Genomic DNA, 18230 nt, shown 5'->3' on the forward strand with positions numbered 1-18230 from the left:
CTTTTTAACCTAAATTGTAGTCTTTACACTACTTTGTTATATACATAATAGTAAATTTGTGCTGTATGTAAATTAATAAAGAGCAAGCTACAACAAATGAAGAAATCCGCGAACACCAGAGCAACTATTTTACAACAAGCTTTTGAACTTATTTATAAGAAAGGATATCAATCTACAAGTATTGATGAAATTATAGCGACTACTAAAGTAACAAAAGGTGCTTTTTATTATCATTTTAAAAATAAAAAGCAAATGGGAATTGCTGTTATTAAAGAGGTAATACAATCCAAAACCATTGATTTTTCTGTAAGTTTTCTTTCTTCTTCTACCAGTTTACATGATTCTTTATATACAATGATTGAAAAATTACTTTTACAAAATTCTTTTTTAACCATAGAATATGGTTGTCCTCTAGCTAACTTAATTCAAGAAATGTCGCCTTTAGACAATGATTTTAAAGAAGCTCTTGATGAAGCAAAGTCATTATGGACAAATGCTATTGCCACTTCTATTACCAAAGAACAGCAAAATAATACTTTTAACTCAAGTATTAATGCTGAAGAAGTTGCTAATTTTATTATAGCTAGCTATTGGGGAGCTAGAGCTTTAGGAAAATTAAGCAACAAGACAGATACTTATACCCATCATTTAAATCAATTAAAACTTTACTTAACTACTTTAAAATAATCTTAACCCCAAAAAACATACTAGTTAGTATGTTTTTGTTTTATCTTTGCTTTGTTCTAAAAAACAAGCAATGCAAATACATAATAATTATAGTCCATCTGTACTCAACAGAAAAGAAATCCAACAGTTTAAAAAGCTTTTAATTACCTCAAAATTAAAAGAGAGTTTCACTAAAACATTATATAAAATCGGTATTAAATCTAAAATAAAGTTTGATCTTGATACTATAAACATTCCTGACTCTAAGCTATCTAAACTAGCTTTAGAAGAAGCAAATGATTTATGTAACCCTATATTACTTTACCATTCTTATAGAACCTTTTTTTGGTCTGCTGGTATTGCTCTTTCAGAAAAACTACACTATGATGAAGAGTTACTATTTGTTTCATCAATGCTACATGATGTTGGTTTAACAGATACCCACAATCATGTGTGCAGTAAACAATGTTTTGCCAATTATGGAGGCTCTTTCGCAAATGAATTTACAACGAAAAACGATAGTGAAGATAAAGCTTCCACTATTAAAACTGCTATTGATATGCACTTATACCCTACTGTCGACAAGAAGAAGTTTGGTAACGAAGCTTACCTACTTTCAAAAGGTGCAGCTATGGATGTAATTGGTTCACACTATTTTCAAGTTCCAACTTCTTTTATTAAAGAAGTTCATAAAACATATCATAGAAATGGTTTTAAGGAAGATATTATTGAAACTATGGAAACATTAAACCATAAAGAAAATACTAGAGCCGATATTTTATACAAAATGGGATTTGCCTCTATGGCTTCAAAAAATATTTTAGATTCTAAAAAATTTATTTTTTAGAGGTAAACTTAGCTTCCCTCTTAGTCTTATATACCTCTTCGATGGTTGGATTTTGAGGGCAGCTTTTTATTTGCTCAAACTTATCACCTGACTTTACATAACCTGTTTGCAATATTTTAAAGTAAACTCCTGGTATGTTTTGTTGCCAAAATTGTTTTACGATTTTCATATCATTAAAACGCACTCCTAGCTTCATGCATGGTTGACGTGGTTTAGTTACTTCAATAATAACCTCTCCTACTTTAAAAGTATCTCCCACGTGCAATTGACTTTCCTCTAAATCCGAAACAGTTAAGTTTTCACCAAACATTCCATGTTTCCAATCTAAACTTGGGTATAACTCTTTCCAATATGCATAATGCTTCTCTGAATAGGCATAAACTGCTTGATCTATTCCTCCATGATGTTCTCTATCACAAATAGCATCATCTTTTACTTTTTCAACATCTAAAAAGATAGGTTTCTCAACAGGAAACTTAAAAATACCTGTAGTAACAGTTTTTCCTTTCCAATCGATTTCTTTTCTTTCTCCAATGTTAGTGGCTACAATTTTCATTTTACTTTTTTATTCAATTAAAAAATTCTGCAATACATCCGCAATTTTTCGGTTGTCTGATAATTGTGGAATCTTATTCTGACCTCCAAACTTTCCTATGGATTTCATATATTCATGGAAACCTCCTTTTTTCACTTTTCTAATAATAAGAGGACGTAAAATTTTACCTTCAATTAAATCGAAGTAATATACATTTTGCTCTTGCATAGAAGCATCAATTTTAGATGCTAACTCATCCAAATTCTCAGGTTCATTTTCAAACTCAATAAACCACTCATGATATGGTAATCCACTTTCAGGATTTACTTGCGGTGCTACTGTAAACTCGCTTACATTCACATCAGTTCCTTTTATAGCATCATTCAACGCTTTTTCTACCTCTTTCCCTATTACATGCTCACCAAAAGCAGAAATAAAGTGTTTTATACGTCCTGTTACTTTTATTCTGTAGGGTTTTAAAGAAGTAAATTCTACAGTATCGCCAATATTATATCCCCATAAACCCGCCGAGGTGTTTAAAATAATAACATAATTCACCCCTAATTGAACGTCTTTTAATGATATTCTTGTTGGATTCTCATCAAAAAATTCATTTGCTGGAATAAATTCATAAAACATTCCTGAGTTTAACTGCAATAACATTCCTTTTTCGGTTTGAGAGTCTTGATATGCAATAAACCCTTCAGATGCTGGATACAATTCTACATAGTCTATTTTTTTCCCAATTAACGCTTCAAACTTGTTCTTGTATGGCTCAAAATTTACACCTCCATACACAAAGAAATTGAAGTTTGGAAAAATTTCAGAAACTGTCTTTCCAGTTTTCTCAATCAGTCGTTCAAAATACATTTGTACCCATGATGGAATTCCGCTAATTACCGTCATGTTTTCTGGCAAGGTTTCTTCAACTACTTTATCTACTTTGGTATCCCAATCTTCAATACAGTTGGTTTTCCAACTTGGTAAACGATTTTTTAAGAGATAATTTGGAACATAATGCGCTGCTATTCCACTTAACCGCCCTAATTTCACGCCGTTTTTATCTTCTAAAACTGGACTTCCCTGTAAAAAAATCATCTTCCCATCAACAAAGCTAGCATCGTTTGTTTCTGTGATATAAAACAACAAAGCATTTCGAGCTGCTTTTATATGTGTGGGCATGGATTCTTTACTGATAGGAATATATTTTGCTCCTGAGGTTGTTCCTGATGTTTTGGCAAAATACAAGGGCTTTCCTTTCCATAAAACATTCTCTTCTCCTGCTACAACTCTATCTACATAACTACGTAAACCTTCATAGTCGTTAATAGGCACTCTTTTTTTAAAGTCTTCGTAATTGTTGATTGATACAAAATCATGGTCTTTTCCAAATACTGTTTTACATCCTTCTGTAACCAAATATTGAAAAACTTTTTCTTGTGTTTTATGTGGGTTGTTTGCCCATTTATATACTTGTTTACGGACAATTTTTGCAAATGGAATTGCTAATATTGATTTTATACTCATGTTCTTTTTCTATTTACTGAAAATCTATATAGTTTGTTGGGTTAACAGGAAATCCATTATTCCACAACTCAAAATGTAAATGAGGTCCGGTAGTTAATTCTCCTGTGGAACCTACACTTGCTATTGCTTCTCCAGACTTTACGACGTCTCCTTGTTGTTTTAACAAAGTTCCGTTATGTTTATATACTGATATAAATTCGTTAGAATGTTGTATCGTTATTACATACCCTGTTTCTGCTGTCCATTCTGCTAAAATAACTGTACCGTCGGCTACGGCTTTTACAGGCGTGCCAGTTTTAGCTACAATATCGATCGCATAATGTTTGTCATTAACGTCGAATGGTTGTGATATGTTTCCTGTTAAAGGTGAAAAGAATACATTTTTAACTCTATTTGCCCCTCCGTTATGCAAAGGAAATAAGTCTTTGCTCTCTACTTTTTCTCTAAATAAAGAATCCTCCTTTGATGCTTGTAATTTACTTTCATCAAAAGCTATTGTTTTCATTTCTTTTGTTATAGAGTCTATCTTTTCAGGCTCAATTTGACCTGTTAAAACTGGCTTTAAAGCTTTAGTGTAACTTTCAATAACTGACAATCTAGTTTTTAAAGAATCTGCTTCATATGTTAATCTGGTAGCTTTTCTTTTTAAGGCTGTTGATGAATACCCTGGTATATATTCACGTATACCCGTAAAAGCAATTAACAAAGTGGTGAGTACTATAAGAAGTATAGAAAACACTCCTCCAAATACAAAAACATTTAATCGTGATAGCTTTAAAGAAAATCGTTCTTGAAACGTATCTTCATTAATTATTACTAGACGATACTTATCGGTAAGTTTCTGTTTAAGTTTTCGTTTTTTTTTATTTTTTGCCACGTTTTATACTTGTTTGGATTTCAAATATACAACGAAAAAACGGCGAAACTATTTTTTATAAAAATTCATCTCATCAATATACTTCCAAACCTTTTGAGACAACAAAGGTTTACAGTTTTTTTCTTCTTTTATGGCTTTGCGAATCATGGTTGAAGAAATTTCTATTATTGGAGCTTCAACTCTATGAATTTTTTTGTGATTTTTAAACTGGCTTTCAACAATTCCTTCAGAAACCCTAGGGTAAACATAAATATTATAATCTTCTAAAATTGCCTCATAGTTTTTCCATTTATGCAAACTTTTTAGATTGTCTTCTCCCATAATTAGGCTAAAGTTATAACTAGGGTGTTTTTCAGAAATATGTGCTAAGGTATTTATAGTATAATTTGGTTGAGGAAGCCTAAACTCTATATCTGATGGTTGAATCTTCTCATATTCTTCTGTAGCCAAATATACCATATCTAAACGATGATGGTTATCTAACAGTGAGCTTTTCTTTTTAAAAGGGTTATGAGGCGTAACCACCATCCAAATTTCATCTAAATTAGAATACTCAACCATATGATTGGCTATAATTAAATGCCCTATATGAATTGGATTAAAAGTTCCGAAGTATAATCCGATGTTTTTCATATTTATAGATACTAGACTTATTCTTTATCCGTTTTTCACTTTCTTTTTTATTCCTAAAAAATCATCTACTAAATCTTCCGCTTCTTGTAATGCTACAGGTAAGTCGTAGTTTTTAATGATTTTATCAAACTGTGGTGCTGTTGCTAATTCTACTGATGCTTTTGCAATACGCATGTTAATCTTGTCTTCGCTTTCGGTACTTCTTTTCTTTAAACGAATTTTTAGCTCATCAACACTTGGTGGCTTTACAAACACAGCTAAGGTTTCTTCTGGAAATTTCTTCTTAATACGTAAACCTCCAACAACATCAATATCAAAAATTACATGTTTTCCTTGCGCCCAAATTCGTTCAACTTCTGTTTTTAACGTTCCATAAAAGTTATCACGATACACTTCTTCCCACTCTAAAAACTCGTCATTTTTTATTTTTTGCTTGAATTCTTTTGCAGAGATAAAATAATAATCTTTTCCATCAACTTCTTCTCCTCTTGGAGCTCTTGAAGTAGCTGAGATTGAAAACTCCAAATTAAAACGTTCTTTTGCCAACAAATGACGTACAATAGTAGTTTTACCTGAACCTGATGGTGCTGAAAACACAAATAATTTCCCTTTAAACTCTTTCGACATTTTATAAAACGTTTAAAATTTGTTCTTTTATTTTTTCTAACTCGTCTTTCATTTGGATTACTAATTTTTGCATTGGTGCAAAATTAGCTTTTGATCCTGTTGTGTTGATTTCTCTTCCGATTTCTTGTACGATAAATCCTAATTTTTTTCCATTGGAATCTTCTGTTGCTAATTGCTGTAAAAAATACTCTAAGTGATTAGCTAAACGTACTTTTTCTTCGTTAATATCTAACTTTTCTAAATAATAAATCAGCTCTTGTTCAAAACGATTTTCATCAACCTCAACTTTTAAATCTGTTAATGCTTTTTGTAAGCGTTCTTTAACATGCTCTATTCTATCACCATCTAACTTTTTAACTTCTTCTAAAGCAGATTGAATATTTAGTATTCTTGTTTTAAAATCTTCTTCTAACGATTTTGCTTCGTCAGTTCTATATTGAATAATTTCTTTTAAAGCTTCGTCAATATGAGTATCTATTTGCTTCCACTCTTCTTCATCTAACTCTTCACGCTCTGTTTTTAAAGCATCTGGCATTCTAACAGCCATTTTCATTAACTCAACATCATCTGAAGTTCCTACTTGAGTTACATTTCTTAATTGCTGCATGTACTCTCGTACCACACCTGTATTCACCGTAGTTGAAGTTTCATCTGCAGTCATTTCCACATAAATAGAAAAATCCACTTTACCTCTTACCAAGTTACTTGCTAGTTTTTTTCGAACATTGAGTTCTTTTTCTCTGTAATATGAAGGAATTCTAGTATTTAAATCTAAGTTTTTACTGTTTAAAGATTTAATTTCGATTGTTACTTTTTTAGAGGGTAAATGTAGTACGGATTTACCGTAACCCGTCATTGACTGTATCATAACTTCGGTTTAATAATCCGCAAAGATACGTTTATTTATTGGGAGTTTCTGTTGGACGTTTGGTTACCAAAAATACTCCTAAAAAGATTAATAATGCAGCTCCTATTTTAACCAAATCTAAATGATCACTACCTACAATCAATGCGTAAATAGCTGCTACCACAGGTTGTAAATACATAAAAACACTTACTGTGGTTGGTTTTAATTTTGATAATGCAAATAAGTTAAACAAGTAAGTAATACAAGTAGTGAATAATACTACAAAACCTACTTTTAAGAAAATTGAAACAGGCATTGTTTGCCACTGTACCTCTAACAGTTCAGAAAAACCAAAAGGTAGTACCATTATCAATCCAAAAAGATATAACCACTTAACAAAAACAATAGGGTTGTATTTTGCTATTAGTTTTTTTACAACCACCAAATACATACCATACGATGCTGCATTAATGAATACTAAAAAGTTTCCTAGCACCATATTAGTTGCATCTCCTTTAAGTGGATTCCCGTAAGCTATTAAAATTATGGCTCCTACCATACCAACTATAACTCCTGCTATTTTTCTTAAAACTAATTTCTCTTTTAAAAGAATACTAGCAAAAATTAATACTAAAATAGGAGTAGTTACCATCATAACTGATGCATTGATTGGTGTGGTATAACTTAACCCTTTAAAAAACGTAAGCATATTGAAAGCAATGCCAAAAAAAGCTGCCATCGCTACTTTTTTATAATCTGCTTTCTCAATAGATGGTGCTTTTACAAAAAGTCCTAACAGCCAAAAAATCATAGTAGCCCCACCAACACGAAGCAATATAAAACCAAATGGTTGAATATATCCCTCCATCACTTCTTTAGCTACTGTAAATGTAACCCCGTAAATAAGTGTTGCGATTGAAGCTGCTGTAAGTGCTAACGCTCTTTGATTCATTTTTATGGTTTTAAAAACAGGTGCAAATATGATGATAATTTTATTCTTTTTTACTACTATTTTACCTCATACCAATCTTTAAATATCACTTTTACTTAAACTAAAAAAGCACTGCATTTGCAGTGCTTTTCCTTTGGCTGATTAACTTTTGATTAGTCCACTAAAGGTGGTATTCTTAATACTTGTCCTGGATAAATTTTATCAGGGTGTGTTAACATTGGTTTATTTGCTTCGAAAATTACTGGATACTTCATAGCATCTCCATAAAATTCTTTTGCAATTTTACTTAATGAGTCTCCACTTACTACAGTGTGAAATTGTGCCATAGCAGCTTCTTCGATGACTTCAACTTCTTTAACTGTCATGTTGTCTTCTACAGAAGCAATCCCCTCCGTATTACCCACTGCTAAAACTACTTTTTCTTTAGTAGCTAAATCTGCTGCTTCTCCTGTTACTGTGGCCTTATCATCTTCCACATTAACAGCTAAGTTTTCAACAGAAAGCTCTAATTTATTTACTGCATCTACTAATTTTGCAGCTTTCTCTGTAGCTTCTTCTTCAGTTGTTTTCCCGATACCGAATACTTTTGCCCCGGCATTTTTAATAAATGAAAAAATTCCCATTCTCTTTTTTGATTTTTTGTTAATATTCTTTTTACTGTCTGACTAAGATACAATTTTTATACCAAAACTCGTATTCCAAAATAATTTAAAAAAAGCCTCTTTAAAACTAAAAAAGCACCCAAACATGGATGCTTAACCTATTATATCTTGTTCTCCTCTACTCTTTATTAAAAGAATTCCAACCTTGTGCTTTTAATTCAATTTCTTGGTTTGCACGTGTTACTAAGTTTATCCCTTCATTTTCTTCAGTAATATGACCTATAACTGTTAAATTAGGATTTCCTTTTATTTTATCATAATCAGCAATAGAAACCGTAAATAACAACTCATAATCTTCTCCTCCACTTAAAGCTATCATCGTACTATCCATATTAAATTCTTCAGAAGTAGAAATAACCTGTGGGTCTAATGGTAATTTATCTTCATATATTTTACATCCTGTTTTACTTTGCGTACAGATATGCATAATTTCAGAAGATAATCCATCAGAAATATCAATCATCGAAGTTGGCTTTACCTCTAATTCTTCTAATAACTTAGGAATGTCTTTACGTGCTTCTGGTTTTAATTGACGTTCGATTATATAAGTATACTTATCCAAATCTGGCTGATTTTGAGGATTCACTTGAAACACTTGTTTTTCACGTTCTAATACTTGTAACCCTAAATATGCTCCTCCTAAATCTCCCGAAACTACAATTAAGTCAGTAGGTTTAGCCCCATTTCTATAAACAATTTTCTCTTTATTAGCAGTACCAATAGCTGTAACAGAAATTAATATTCCTCTTGTTGAAGATGTAGTATCTCCTCCCACTAAGTCTACCTTATATGTATCGCATGCTAGTTGTATTCCTGCATATAATTCCTCAATAGCTTCTAACGGAAAACGATTAGATACAGCGATAGATACGGTTATTTGTTCCGCATTAGCATTCATTGCATAAACATCTGATAAATTAACCATTACCGCTTTGTACCCTAAATGCTTTAAAGGCATATAACTTAAGTCAAAATGCACTCCTTCAACCAATAAATCAGTTGTAATTACAGTTTCTTTGTCCGATGTATTAATCACAGCTGCATCATCTCCAACCCCTTTCACAGTTGAAGAATGATACATTTTAAAATGTTTTGTTAAATGGTTTATTAACCCAAACTCTCCTAGCTCAGCTAACGAAGTTCTTTCTTGATTTTTATCTTCTAACATGCTGCAAAGATAACGACTAACAAACAAAAAGAAGTATTCTGCTTAAGCTAATCTATACAAAATAAAAATAGGGTTTTGCTGTTTTTATATGTTATATAAATAGTTAATTACTTAATTTAGTGATTTTAAACCCCAATTTATGGAAAACTTTAAAACCTTATTCGTTTTAGTTGGAATGCTGTTTTTAGCTTCTTGCACATCCTCTTCTAGCGAAACTCCAATAAAAACCAATAAAACTGCGTGCTCTAATGGAAAAGCAGGAATTTATTCTTGTGATGGCTATGATTTACTATTAAACATACCTCTAAGCACATTTGATGCTGTTAGCGGAAGTGACTGTTGGGGATGGACAGATCCAACAACCAACAAAGAATACGCTATTATGTGTGTAGATAATGGAACTACTTTTGTTGATATTACCGATACAGAAAACCCTATTTATTTAGGCAAACTTCCAACTGCAACTACGAGTAAAAGTTGGTGGGATGTGAAGGTATATAACAACCATGCTTTTATTGTTAGTGAGGCTACAAATCATGGTATGCAAGTATTTGACTTAACAAAACTTAGAAATATTACAAACCCTCCAAAAACGTTTGTAGCTGACAAGCATTTTACTGGTTTTGGTAGCGCACACAACATTGTTATTAATGAAAATTCAGGATACGCATACCCTGTGGGTACAAATAGATCTGGAACATATAGAGGAGGTCCTTTATTTATCAATATACAAAATCCTCTAAATCCAATAAATGAAGGTGGATGGGGAATGGACAATTATAGTCATGATGCACAAGTGGTAACCTACAATGGACCAGACACAAATTACATAGGTAAAGAAATACTAATAGGAAGTAATGAAAATGAGGTCGTAATTGTTGACATTACTGATAAAGCAAACCCTGTAAACATTTCTAAAATTTCATATGCAAACGTTGGTTATACACATCAAGGTTGGTTTACTGAAAATCAAAAATATTTTATTTTAGGAGACGAGTTAGATGAACAAAATTTCGGTCACAATACAAGGACTATTGTTTTTGATTTTTCTGATTTAGAGAACCCTAAACAACACTTTATATACACAGGACCTACTTCGGCAATTGATCATAATGGATATATTAAAGGAAGTACTTTTTATTTAGCAAACTATAATGCTGGTGTACGTTTTATTGACATTTCAAATATAGAGAGTAAAACTATTACCGAAACAAATTTCTTTGATACACACCCTGAAAATGATAATGCTGATTTTAATGGTGTTTGGAGCGTATACCCCTACTTTAAAAGCGGAAAAATTGTGGTAAGCGACATTAATAGAGGTTTATTTATCCTTAAAAAACAATAAATGCTTAAAAAACTCCCATTATTAATTTTCTTATTAATTATTTTCAGCTGTAATAAAGATGATGGTATACAACTTAATTCTACAACCAAAATCCCTAAAGTTAGTTTGGTTCAAACTTTGGGCGGTTCTATAAATGAAAGCGGTAGAAATGTAATTAGCACTACTGATGGAGGCTATATTATAGCTGGTTATACTCAAAGTATTGATGGAGATATAGAAACCACTAAAAATATAATTCAATACGACTTTTGGATTTTAAAGTTTGACTCCAATGATAACCTTATATGGCAAAAAACCTATGGCGGTTCAAAAGATGACAAAGCATCTAAAATTATTAAAACAAAAGATAATGGTTTTGCTATTGTAGGTTACGGAAAAAGTGATGATGGAGATGTAAATACAAACGAAGGGTTTGATGACGTTTGGGTATTAAAACTAGACAACAACGGCACAATAGTATGGAAAAAAACTACTGGTTTTTCTGGAGCTGACCAAGGTTTTTCAATTATTCAGACTTCTGACGGAGGTTATTTTGTTGGAAGTATTCTAGATGTTACAGCATCTGGAGGCTTAGGTAATTCAAAACAAGCAGCCAAACATGCCGGTGGAGACTATTGGGGAATTAAACTCAATATTAACGGAGATATTGAATGGAGAAAATACTTTGGAGGCACAAATACTGATACTTGTTACGACGTAGCAGAAGCAGCTGACGGCTATTTATTAATTGGTTCTTCAGACAGTAATGATGTAGATATAAAAAACAACAAGGGCTCTTATGACTTTTGGGTTGTTAAGATTAATAAAAGTGGAAATTTACTTTGGGAAAAATCTTTTGGTGGTACAGAAATTGATGAAGCTAGAGCAATAACAAAAACCAATGATGGAAACTTCATTATAGTAGGAGATACACGTAGCTTTAATCAAGACATTTCTCAAAACAATGGTGGTGCCGATTTATGGGTTGTAAAAATAACAAGTCAAGGAGCATTGCTTTGGCAAAAGAACTATGGCGGTTCGAGTTTTGATGTTGGCAGATCGATTAAAAAAACATTGAACGGAGATTTTTTAATCTCTGGAAGTTCAAGAAGCGCTGACAACAATTTCATCAATAAAGGTCAAAATGACGCATTGATTATGAAAATTGATACAGATGGAAATCTATTATGGCAAAAAACCGTTGGAGGAACAGAAATAGATTTTTGCTACGATGCTGTAGAATTAACAAATGGTAGTATTATAGCTGTAGGCGATAGTAGCAGCAATAACCAAGATATAACAACAAACAAGGGGTTTTCAGACCTACTAATTATCAAACTAAAATAATAAATGAAATACTTTTTAACTTTTTCCCTTAGTCTATTACTATTTTCTTGTAGCTCAGATAATGATGAACCTATCAAAGAAGTTTCAGTAAAACTAAAATTTAGTCAAAATTGGGATGGTACTTTAATTGAAAAATCTGACTTAGAAAGCACTGAATTCACTAATAAAAAAGGAAGTAAACTCTCTATAAGCAGATTACGCTATTTAATCTCACGTATTAGCCTTGTTAATGGTGCAGGAGATACAACTAAATTTGACAGTTACAAACTAATTGACCTAAGTAAACCAGACAGTTTAACCTACGCTCTTTCTAAAAAAATATCAGAAGGAAGCTATAAACTACTTTTTACCTTCGGTTTTAATAATAGTAACAATTTAAGTGGAACATATCCAGATTTAAACTCTGCTGATTGGAATGTACCAGATATGATGGGAGGAGGATACCACTTTATGCAATTAGACGGTAAATACAAAGACACCTTAGGGGTAGAAAACCCATATAATTTTCATGCTGTAAGAGCTTATGACAAAGAAAAAGATTCTATTTTAGATACTTCTTTTGGAATTGAAACTGGCTCTATCCTCTTAAAAAACAATGCTACAATAGAAATTAAAATGAATGTAGCTGGATGGTTTAAAAGTCCTAATGACTGGGATTTAACCAAAAAAAGTGTTGACTTAATGATGGATTTTGAAGCTCAGAAAGAAATTTCTGAAAATGGGAAAAGTGGTGTATTTAGTTTAGGAAATATTTCTCAATAATAATGATGCTAAAAAGTATATATCTTTCTTTTCTACTGTTTCTTTTACTTAGTTGTTCTTCTAAAGGAGAAGAAGAAAGTATATATACTCCTGTTCCTACTAGTTTAGAAATCCCTAAATTATTTCAACAAAAATTAATAGCTCCTGTTATTCCAGCTAACAATCCTCTAACAAAAGAAGGAATAGCTTTGGGTAAAAAATTGTTTTTTGATCCTATTTTATCAAAAGACAACACACAATCTTGCGCTAGTTGTCACGACCCAAAAAACGCTTTTACCGATGACACTCGTTTTAGTGAAGGAGTCGATGGTAAATTCGGAACGCGAAACTCAATGCCGCTATTTAATTTAGCTTGGAATTTTGATGAACGTTTTATGTGGGACGGAAAAGAACTCAGTATTGAACGTCAAGTATTCTCTCCTGTTCGTAATCCAATTGAAATGCACAGTGATTGGAAAAATGTAACTAAAAAACTACAAGAACACGCTGAATACCCGACCCTTTTTCAACGAGCTTTTGGAGCATCAAAAATAGACTCAACATTAGTTACCAAGGCAATCGCTCAGTTTGAAAGAACTCTAATTTCTGGAAATTCAAAATTTGACCAACACCTTTTAGGTAAAGTAGAGTTAACTCCTGAAGAACAAAATGGGTTTAATGTGTTTATGGACGAAACTAGAGGAGACTGTTTTCATTGTCATGGAAGTGACAACAACCCTTTATGGACAGATAACAAATTCCACAACAACGGTTTAGATGAAAATTTTACCGATTTAGGATTAGGCACCGTTACAGGTGACCCTAATGATAACGGAAAGTTTAGAAGCCCCTCTCTACGAAATTTAAAATTTACCGCTCCTTACATGCACGATGGACGGTTTACTACTTTAGAAGAAGTTATAAACCATTATTCTGAAGGTTTAAAATTATCTTCTACAATAGATCCCTTAATGAAGAAAGCCAATCAAGGAGGAGTACAACTCTCAGATAAAGATAAAGCAGACTTAAAAGCTTTTTTGCTAACCCTTTCTGATGATGATTTTGTAAACAATACTGATTTCAAACAATAATCTTCTAACAATCAACCTGTAGATTTAAAGTATAAACAATTTTTATTGCTTAATAACTATATTCATTTCAAAAAATGATATAAATCATATTTTGTCATTATCTTTGCAGTCACTTAGATTTAATCTATTTAAAACGATGATAAAAGTTTCAGACACAGCAAAAAAGAAAGTCATTGAACTAATGACTGATGACGGATTTGACACTACAACTGACTTTGTTCGTGTTGGGGTAAAAAGTGGCGGTTGTTCAGGATTATCATACGACTTAACTTTTGACAAAACCCAACAGGAAAACGACAAGGTTTTTGAAGACAACGATGTAAAAATTATTGTTGATAAAAAGAGTTTTTTATACCTAGTTGGAACAACTTTAGAATATTCTGGAGGTTTAAACGGTAAAGGATTCGTATTTAACAATCCTAATGCTAACAGAACTTGTGGTTGCGGAGAGAGTTTCTCTTTATAAACCTATACATCACAAAAAGAATACAAAAAACTGATGAGTAAATACACCGAGGACGATTTAAGAGAAGAATTAAAAACCAAAGAGTACGAATATGGTTTTTATACTGATATTGAAAGTGAAAAGTTTCCTAATGGAATAAACGAAGATATCGTTCGTGCCATTTCTAAAAAGAAAAATGAGCCAGAATGGATGACTGAATGGCGTTTAGAAGCTTTTAGAATTTGGGAACAAATGGAAGAACCAGAGTGGGCTAATGTTACCTACAAAAAACCAAGTTTTCAAGATATTTCTTACTACTCAGCTCCTAAACAAAAACCTAAATTAAATAGTTTAGATGAGGTAGACCCTGATTTATTAGCAACTTTTGAAAAATTAGGAATTTCTTTAGAAGAACAAAAAAGGTTAGCAAATGTAGCTGTTGATATTGTAATGGATTCTGTTTCTGTTGCTACTACTTTTAAAGAAACCTTAGCTGAAAAAGGAATTATTTTTATGCCAATTTCTGAAGCTATTCAAGAGCATCCAGAATTAGTACGAAAATATATTGGTTCTGTTGTACCACCAACTGACAACTTTTACGCTGCGTTAAACTCGGCTGTATTTTCAGATGGATCTTTTTGTTATATTCCAAAAGGAGTTCGTTGTCCAATGGAATTATCTACTTACTTCCGTATTAACGAAGGAGGAACAGGACAGTTTGAGCGTACGTTAGTAGTTGCTGATGAAAGTAGTTACGTTTCTTACTTAGAAGGATGTACTGCTCCACAACGTGATGAAAATCAATTACACGCAGCAGTTGTTGAGCTTATTGCTTTAGACGATGCTGAAATAAAATATTCAACAGTTCAAAACTGGTTTCCTGGAGACTCAGAAGGTAAAGGAGGAGTATATAACTTTGTTACCAAAAGAGGTTTGTGCGAAACCAATGCTAAAATTTCTTGGACGCAAGTTGAAACAGGATCAGCAATTACATGGAAGTACCCAAGTTGTATTTTAAAAGGAAATAATTCTGTAGGTGAATTTTATTCAATTGCTGTAACAAACAATCATCAACAAGCCGATACGGGTACTAAGATGATTCACTTAGGAAAGAATACCAAATCAACTATTATATCAAAAGGAATTTCAGCAGGTAAGTCGCAAAACAGTTATCGTGGTTTAGTTCAAATAAATTCAAGAGCAGAAAATGCACGTAACTTCTCTCAATGTGATTCTTTATTAATGGGTAATGAGTGTGGTGCTCATACTTTTCCTTATATCGAAGCTAAAAATAAATCGGCTCAAATAGAACACGAAGCTACTACTAGTAAAATTGGTGAAGATCAATTATTTTACTGTAATCAACGTGGTATTGATACTGAAAAAGCTATTGCATTAATTGTTAATGGGTTTAGTAAAGAAGTATTAAATAAGCTTCCAATGGAATTTGCTGTAGAAGCTCAAAAATTATTAGAAATTTCGTTAGAAGGTTCTGTAGGATAATTAACCTAATGTGTTAATTATAAACACAACAATTATTAAAAATTAAACGTACGCTTATAGTCAACAGCTTAAAGCCAATAGTATAAGAACAATGTTAAAAATAGAAAACTTACACGCACAGGTAGAAGACAAAGATATTCTTAAAGGAATTAACTTAGAGGTAAAAGCAGGAGAGGTTCATGCAATTATGGGACCAAACGGTGCAGGTAAAAGTACCTTATCATCTGTAATTGCTGGTAATGAAACCTACGAAGTAACTTCTGGTTCTATTGAATTAGAAGGAGAAGATATTAGCGAATTAGCTCCTGAAGAAAGAGCCCATGCTGGTGTATTCTTATCATTCCAATACCCTGTAGAAATACCTGGTGTTACTGTTACAAACTTTATTAAAACAGCCATTAACGAATCTCGAAAAGCCCAAGGTTTAGAAGAAATGCCTGCTAAAGACATGCTTAAAAAGATTCGTGAGAAATCAGAATTATTAGAAATCGATCGTAAATTCTTATCTCGTTCTTTAAACGAAGGATTTTCAGGAGGTGAGAAAAAACGTAATGAGATTTTCCAAATGGCTATGTTAGAACCTAAATTAGCTATTTTAGATGAAACTGATTCTGGTTTAGATATTGATGCTTTACGTATTGTAGCTAATGGAGTTAATAAGTTAAAATCTAAAGATAACGCTGTAGTAGTTATTACCCACTATCAACGTTTATTAGAATATATCGTTCCTGATTATGTACACGTTTTACATGATGGAAAAATTGTTAAAACTGGAGATGCTTCTCTTGCTTTAGAGCTTGAAGAAAAAGGATACGATTGGATTAAAGCAGAGGTAAATAGTTAAAAAGTTGAAAAGTAAAAAGCGAAAATTTGCTCATAAGATAAGCCATTTTTCAGTTTTACAAACTTTTATACTTTATAAACTTTACAACTAAAAACAATGGAGTTGAGAGAAAAAATATTATCATCATACGTAGCTTTTGAAGACAATGTAAATATTAATTCAGATTTACATGAAATAAGAACAAAAGCACTACAAAATTTTGAAAAATTAGGCTTTCCTACAAAAAAATTAGAAGCTTGGAAATACACTTCTTTAAATTCAGTTTTAAAAGAAGATTATAGTATTTTTCCTGATAGAGATGCTTCTGTAGAGTTTGCTGATGTAAAAAAATACTTCATTCATGAAATAGATAGCTATAAAATAGTTTTTGTGGATGGTAAATACAGTTCTTTTTTATCAACTACTACTCATGATGGAAAAGATATTTGTTTATTATCTGCTGCTTTTTCTAAAGAAAAGTATAAGCCTATTATTGAAAAATATTTTAACAAAATTGCTAAACAAGACAATTTAACGTCTTTAAATACAGCTTTTGCTACAGAAGGTGCATTCATTCACATCCCAAAGAATGTTGAAGTTGAAAAACCTATTCAGATAATTAATTTTACTACGGGTAAAGAACATGCAACCATGTTACAGCCTCGTAATTTAATTATTGTAGAGCAAAATGCACATGTTCAAATAATAGAGCGTCACCAAAACCTTAATAATAATGCTGTGTTAACAAATGTTGTAACTGAGATTTATACAGACACACATGCTACAGTAGATTATTACAAGATTCAGAATGACAATAATGATGCTTCTTTAGTTGATAATACATATATCGAGCAACAGAAAGAAAGTACATGCTCTGTACATACTTTTTCTTTTGGTGGCAATATTACTAGAAACAACTTAAACTTCTACCAAAAAGGAGAATATATTAACTCTATTTTAAAAGGAATTACCATTATTGAGGGGAAACAACACGTTGACCATCATACTTTGGTAAACCATATAGAGCCTAACTGTGAAAGTCACCAAGACTATAAAGGTATTTATACCGATCGTTCTACTGGTGTGTTTAATGGTAAAGTTATTGTTGAAAAAGAAGCTCAAAAAACAAATGCTTACCAACAAAACAACAATGTTTTAATAAGTGATAAAGCAACTATAAATGCTAAACCTCAATTAGAAATTTTTGCTGATGATGTAAAATGCTCTCATGGTTGTACCATAGGTCAATTAGACGATCAAGCTTTATTTTATATGCAGCAAAGAGGTATTCCAAAGAAAGAAGCAAAAGCTTTACTTATGTACGCCTTTGCAAATACTGTTTTAGAGAGTGTTAAAATACCAGAGGTTAAAAAAAGAATTACCAAATTAATTGCCAACAAATTAGGGGTTAATATTGGTTTTGAACTATAAAACAAACAAAAGGCATTATATTTAATAATGCCTTTTTAATTCTTTAAATGTTATGAAATATAAGTTTTTAAAAAGCTTATCAACCCCTTACCCATATTTATTTCATACCAAAAGAAACCTTATTATTGCTTGTATACTAAGTATTGTAATATTCTTAGTTAACTATTACTTTTCTCAAAAT

General features: G+C 31.8%; 19 protein-coding genes. 10 read left to right on the forward strand and 9 right to left on the reverse strand.

The features are described from left to right. The first annotated feature begins 96 nt into the window (after positions 1 to 96). Both ABMY20_RS03475 and ABMY20_RS03480 read left to right on the forward strand, forming a co-directional pair. The gene (locus ABMY20_RS03475; RefSeq protein WP_349264648.1) at positions 97 to 687 is read left to right on the forward strand and encodes a TetR/AcrR family transcriptional regulator; all 591 of its coding nucleotides are present in this window, start codon (positions 97 to 99) and stop codon (positions 685 to 687) included. A gap of 70 nt (positions 688 to 757) precedes the next feature. Then, on the forward strand, positions 758 to 1513 hold the full coding sequence (locus ABMY20_RS03480) for a nitrile hydratase (RefSeq protein ID WP_349264649.1): 756 nt from the start codon (positions 758 to 760) through the stop codon (positions 1511 to 1513). On the opposite strand, the gene ABMY20_RS03485 is transcribed toward ABMY20_RS03480, so the two are convergent. The 9 genes from ABMY20_RS03485 to thiL all read right to left on the reverse strand — a co-directional run bounded on the left by ABMY20_RS03485 (position 1503) and on the right by thiL (position 9341). Next, on the reverse strand, positions 1503 to 2069 hold the full coding sequence (locus tag ABMY20_RS03485; protein WP_159614334.1) for an MOSC domain-containing protein: 567 nt from the start codon (positions 2067 to 2069) through the stop codon (positions 1503 to 1505). The genes ABMY20_RS03480 and ABMY20_RS03485 overlap by 11 nt on opposite strands. Before the next feature lie 9 nt (positions 2070 to 2078). Beyond that, positions 2079 to 3575: a GH3 auxin-responsive promoter family protein gene (locus ABMY20_RS03490; RefSeq protein ID WP_349264650.1), complete on the reverse strand. Its 1497-nt coding sequence runs from the start codon at positions 3573 to 3575 to the stop codon at positions 2079 to 2081. 13 nt (positions 3576 to 3588) lie between these two features. Beyond that, complete coding sequence (locus ABMY20_RS03495; protein ID WP_047789919.1) at positions 3589 to 4452, reverse strand: M23 family metallopeptidase; 864 nt, start codon at positions 4450 to 4452, stop codon at positions 3589 to 3591. A gap of 48 nt (positions 4453 to 4500) precedes the next feature. Next, complete coding sequence (nadD, locus tag ABMY20_RS03500; RefSeq protein ID WP_159493473.1) at positions 4501 to 5085, reverse strand: nicotinate (nicotinamide) nucleotide adenylyltransferase; 585 nt, start codon at positions 5083 to 5085, stop codon at positions 4501 to 4503. 24 nt (positions 5086 to 5109) lie between these two features. Beyond that, complete coding sequence (gene gmk, locus ABMY20_RS03505) at positions 5110 to 5712, reverse strand: guanylate kinase (RefSeq protein ID WP_047789917.1); 603 nt, start codon at positions 5710 to 5712, stop codon at positions 5110 to 5112. A gap of 1 nt (position 5713) precedes the next feature. Beyond that, entirely contained in the window at positions 5714 to 6580 is an 867-nt protein-coding gene (locus ABMY20_RS03510) for a YicC/YloC family endoribonuclease (protein ID WP_231128374.1), read from the reverse strand. Positions 6581 to 6611: 31 nt separating this feature from the next. Then, positions 6612 to 7511: a DMT family transporter gene (locus ABMY20_RS03515; RefSeq protein WP_073182167.1), complete on the reverse strand. Its 900-nt coding sequence runs from the start codon at positions 7509 to 7511 to the stop codon at positions 6612 to 6614. 152 nt (positions 7512 to 7663) lie between these two features. Beyond that, positions 7664 to 8134 carry a peptidoglycan-binding protein LysM gene (lysM, locus tag ABMY20_RS03520; RefSeq protein WP_349264651.1) on the reverse strand — a complete coding sequence of 157 codons (471 nt, stop codon included), beginning with the start codon at positions 8132 to 8134 and terminating at the stop codon, positions 7664 to 7666. A gap of 157 nt (positions 8135 to 8291) precedes the next feature. Next, complete coding sequence (gene thiL, locus ABMY20_RS03525) at positions 8292 to 9341, reverse strand: thiamine-phosphate kinase (RefSeq protein ID WP_047789913.1); 1050 nt, start codon at positions 9339 to 9341, stop codon at positions 8292 to 8294. Between the two features lie 139 nt (positions 9342 to 9480). Here thiL and ABMY20_RS03530 point away from each other — a divergent pair, with 139 nt between their 5' ends. The 8 genes from ABMY20_RS03530 (at position 9481) to sufD (ending at position 18049) form a co-directional block, all read left to right on the forward strand. Next, positions 9481 to 10689, forward strand: a complete 1209-nt coding sequence (locus tag ABMY20_RS03530; protein WP_349264652.1) for a choice-of-anchor B family protein — start codon at positions 9481 to 9483, stop codon at positions 10687 to 10689. Next, on the forward strand, positions 10690 to 12015 hold the full coding sequence (locus ABMY20_RS03535) for a hypothetical protein (RefSeq protein ID WP_349264653.1): 1326 nt from the start codon (positions 10690 to 10692) through the stop codon (positions 12013 to 12015). A gap of 3 nt (positions 12016 to 12018) precedes the next feature. Further along, positions 12019 to 12777: an MbnP family protein gene (locus ABMY20_RS03540; protein ID WP_073182169.1), complete on the forward strand. Its 759-nt coding sequence runs from the start codon at positions 12019 to 12021 to the stop codon at positions 12775 to 12777. Positions 12778 to 12779: 2 nt separating this feature from the next. Beyond that, a complete protein-coding gene (locus tag ABMY20_RS03545) occupies positions 12780 to 13847 on the forward strand; it encodes a cytochrome c peroxidase (protein ID WP_167712887.1) in 1068 nt (355 codons plus the stop codon). 136 nt (positions 13848 to 13983) lie between these two features. After that, entirely contained in the window at positions 13984 to 14313 is a 330-nt protein-coding gene (locus ABMY20_RS03550) for an iron-sulfur cluster assembly accessory protein (RefSeq protein WP_047789909.1), read from the forward strand. A gap of 33 nt (positions 14314 to 14346) precedes the next feature. Further along, positions 14347 to 15795 carry a Fe-S cluster assembly protein SufB gene (gene sufB, locus ABMY20_RS03555; RefSeq protein ID WP_073182171.1) on the forward strand — a complete coding sequence of 483 codons (1449 nt, stop codon included), beginning with the start codon at positions 14347 to 14349 and terminating at the stop codon, positions 15793 to 15795. Positions 15796 to 15886: 91 nt separating this feature from the next. Next, on the forward strand, positions 15887 to 16639 hold the full coding sequence (gene sufC / locus ABMY20_RS03560; RefSeq protein WP_047789907.1) for a Fe-S cluster assembly ATPase SufC: 753 nt from the start codon (positions 15887 to 15889) through the stop codon (positions 16637 to 16639). Between the two features lie 96 nt (positions 16640 to 16735). After that, positions 16736 to 18049, forward strand: coding sequence for a Fe-S cluster assembly protein SufD (gene sufD / locus ABMY20_RS03565; RefSeq protein WP_159493467.1), 1314 nt, complete (start codon positions 16736 to 16738; stop codon positions 18047 to 18049). Positions 18050 to 18230 lie beyond the last annotated feature (181 nt).

Source organism: Tenacibaculum sp. SSH1-16 (assembly GCF_040104435.1).
GTDB lineage: Bacteria > Bacteroidota > Bacteroidia > Flavobacteriales > Flavobacteriaceae > Polaribacter > Polaribacter mesophilus.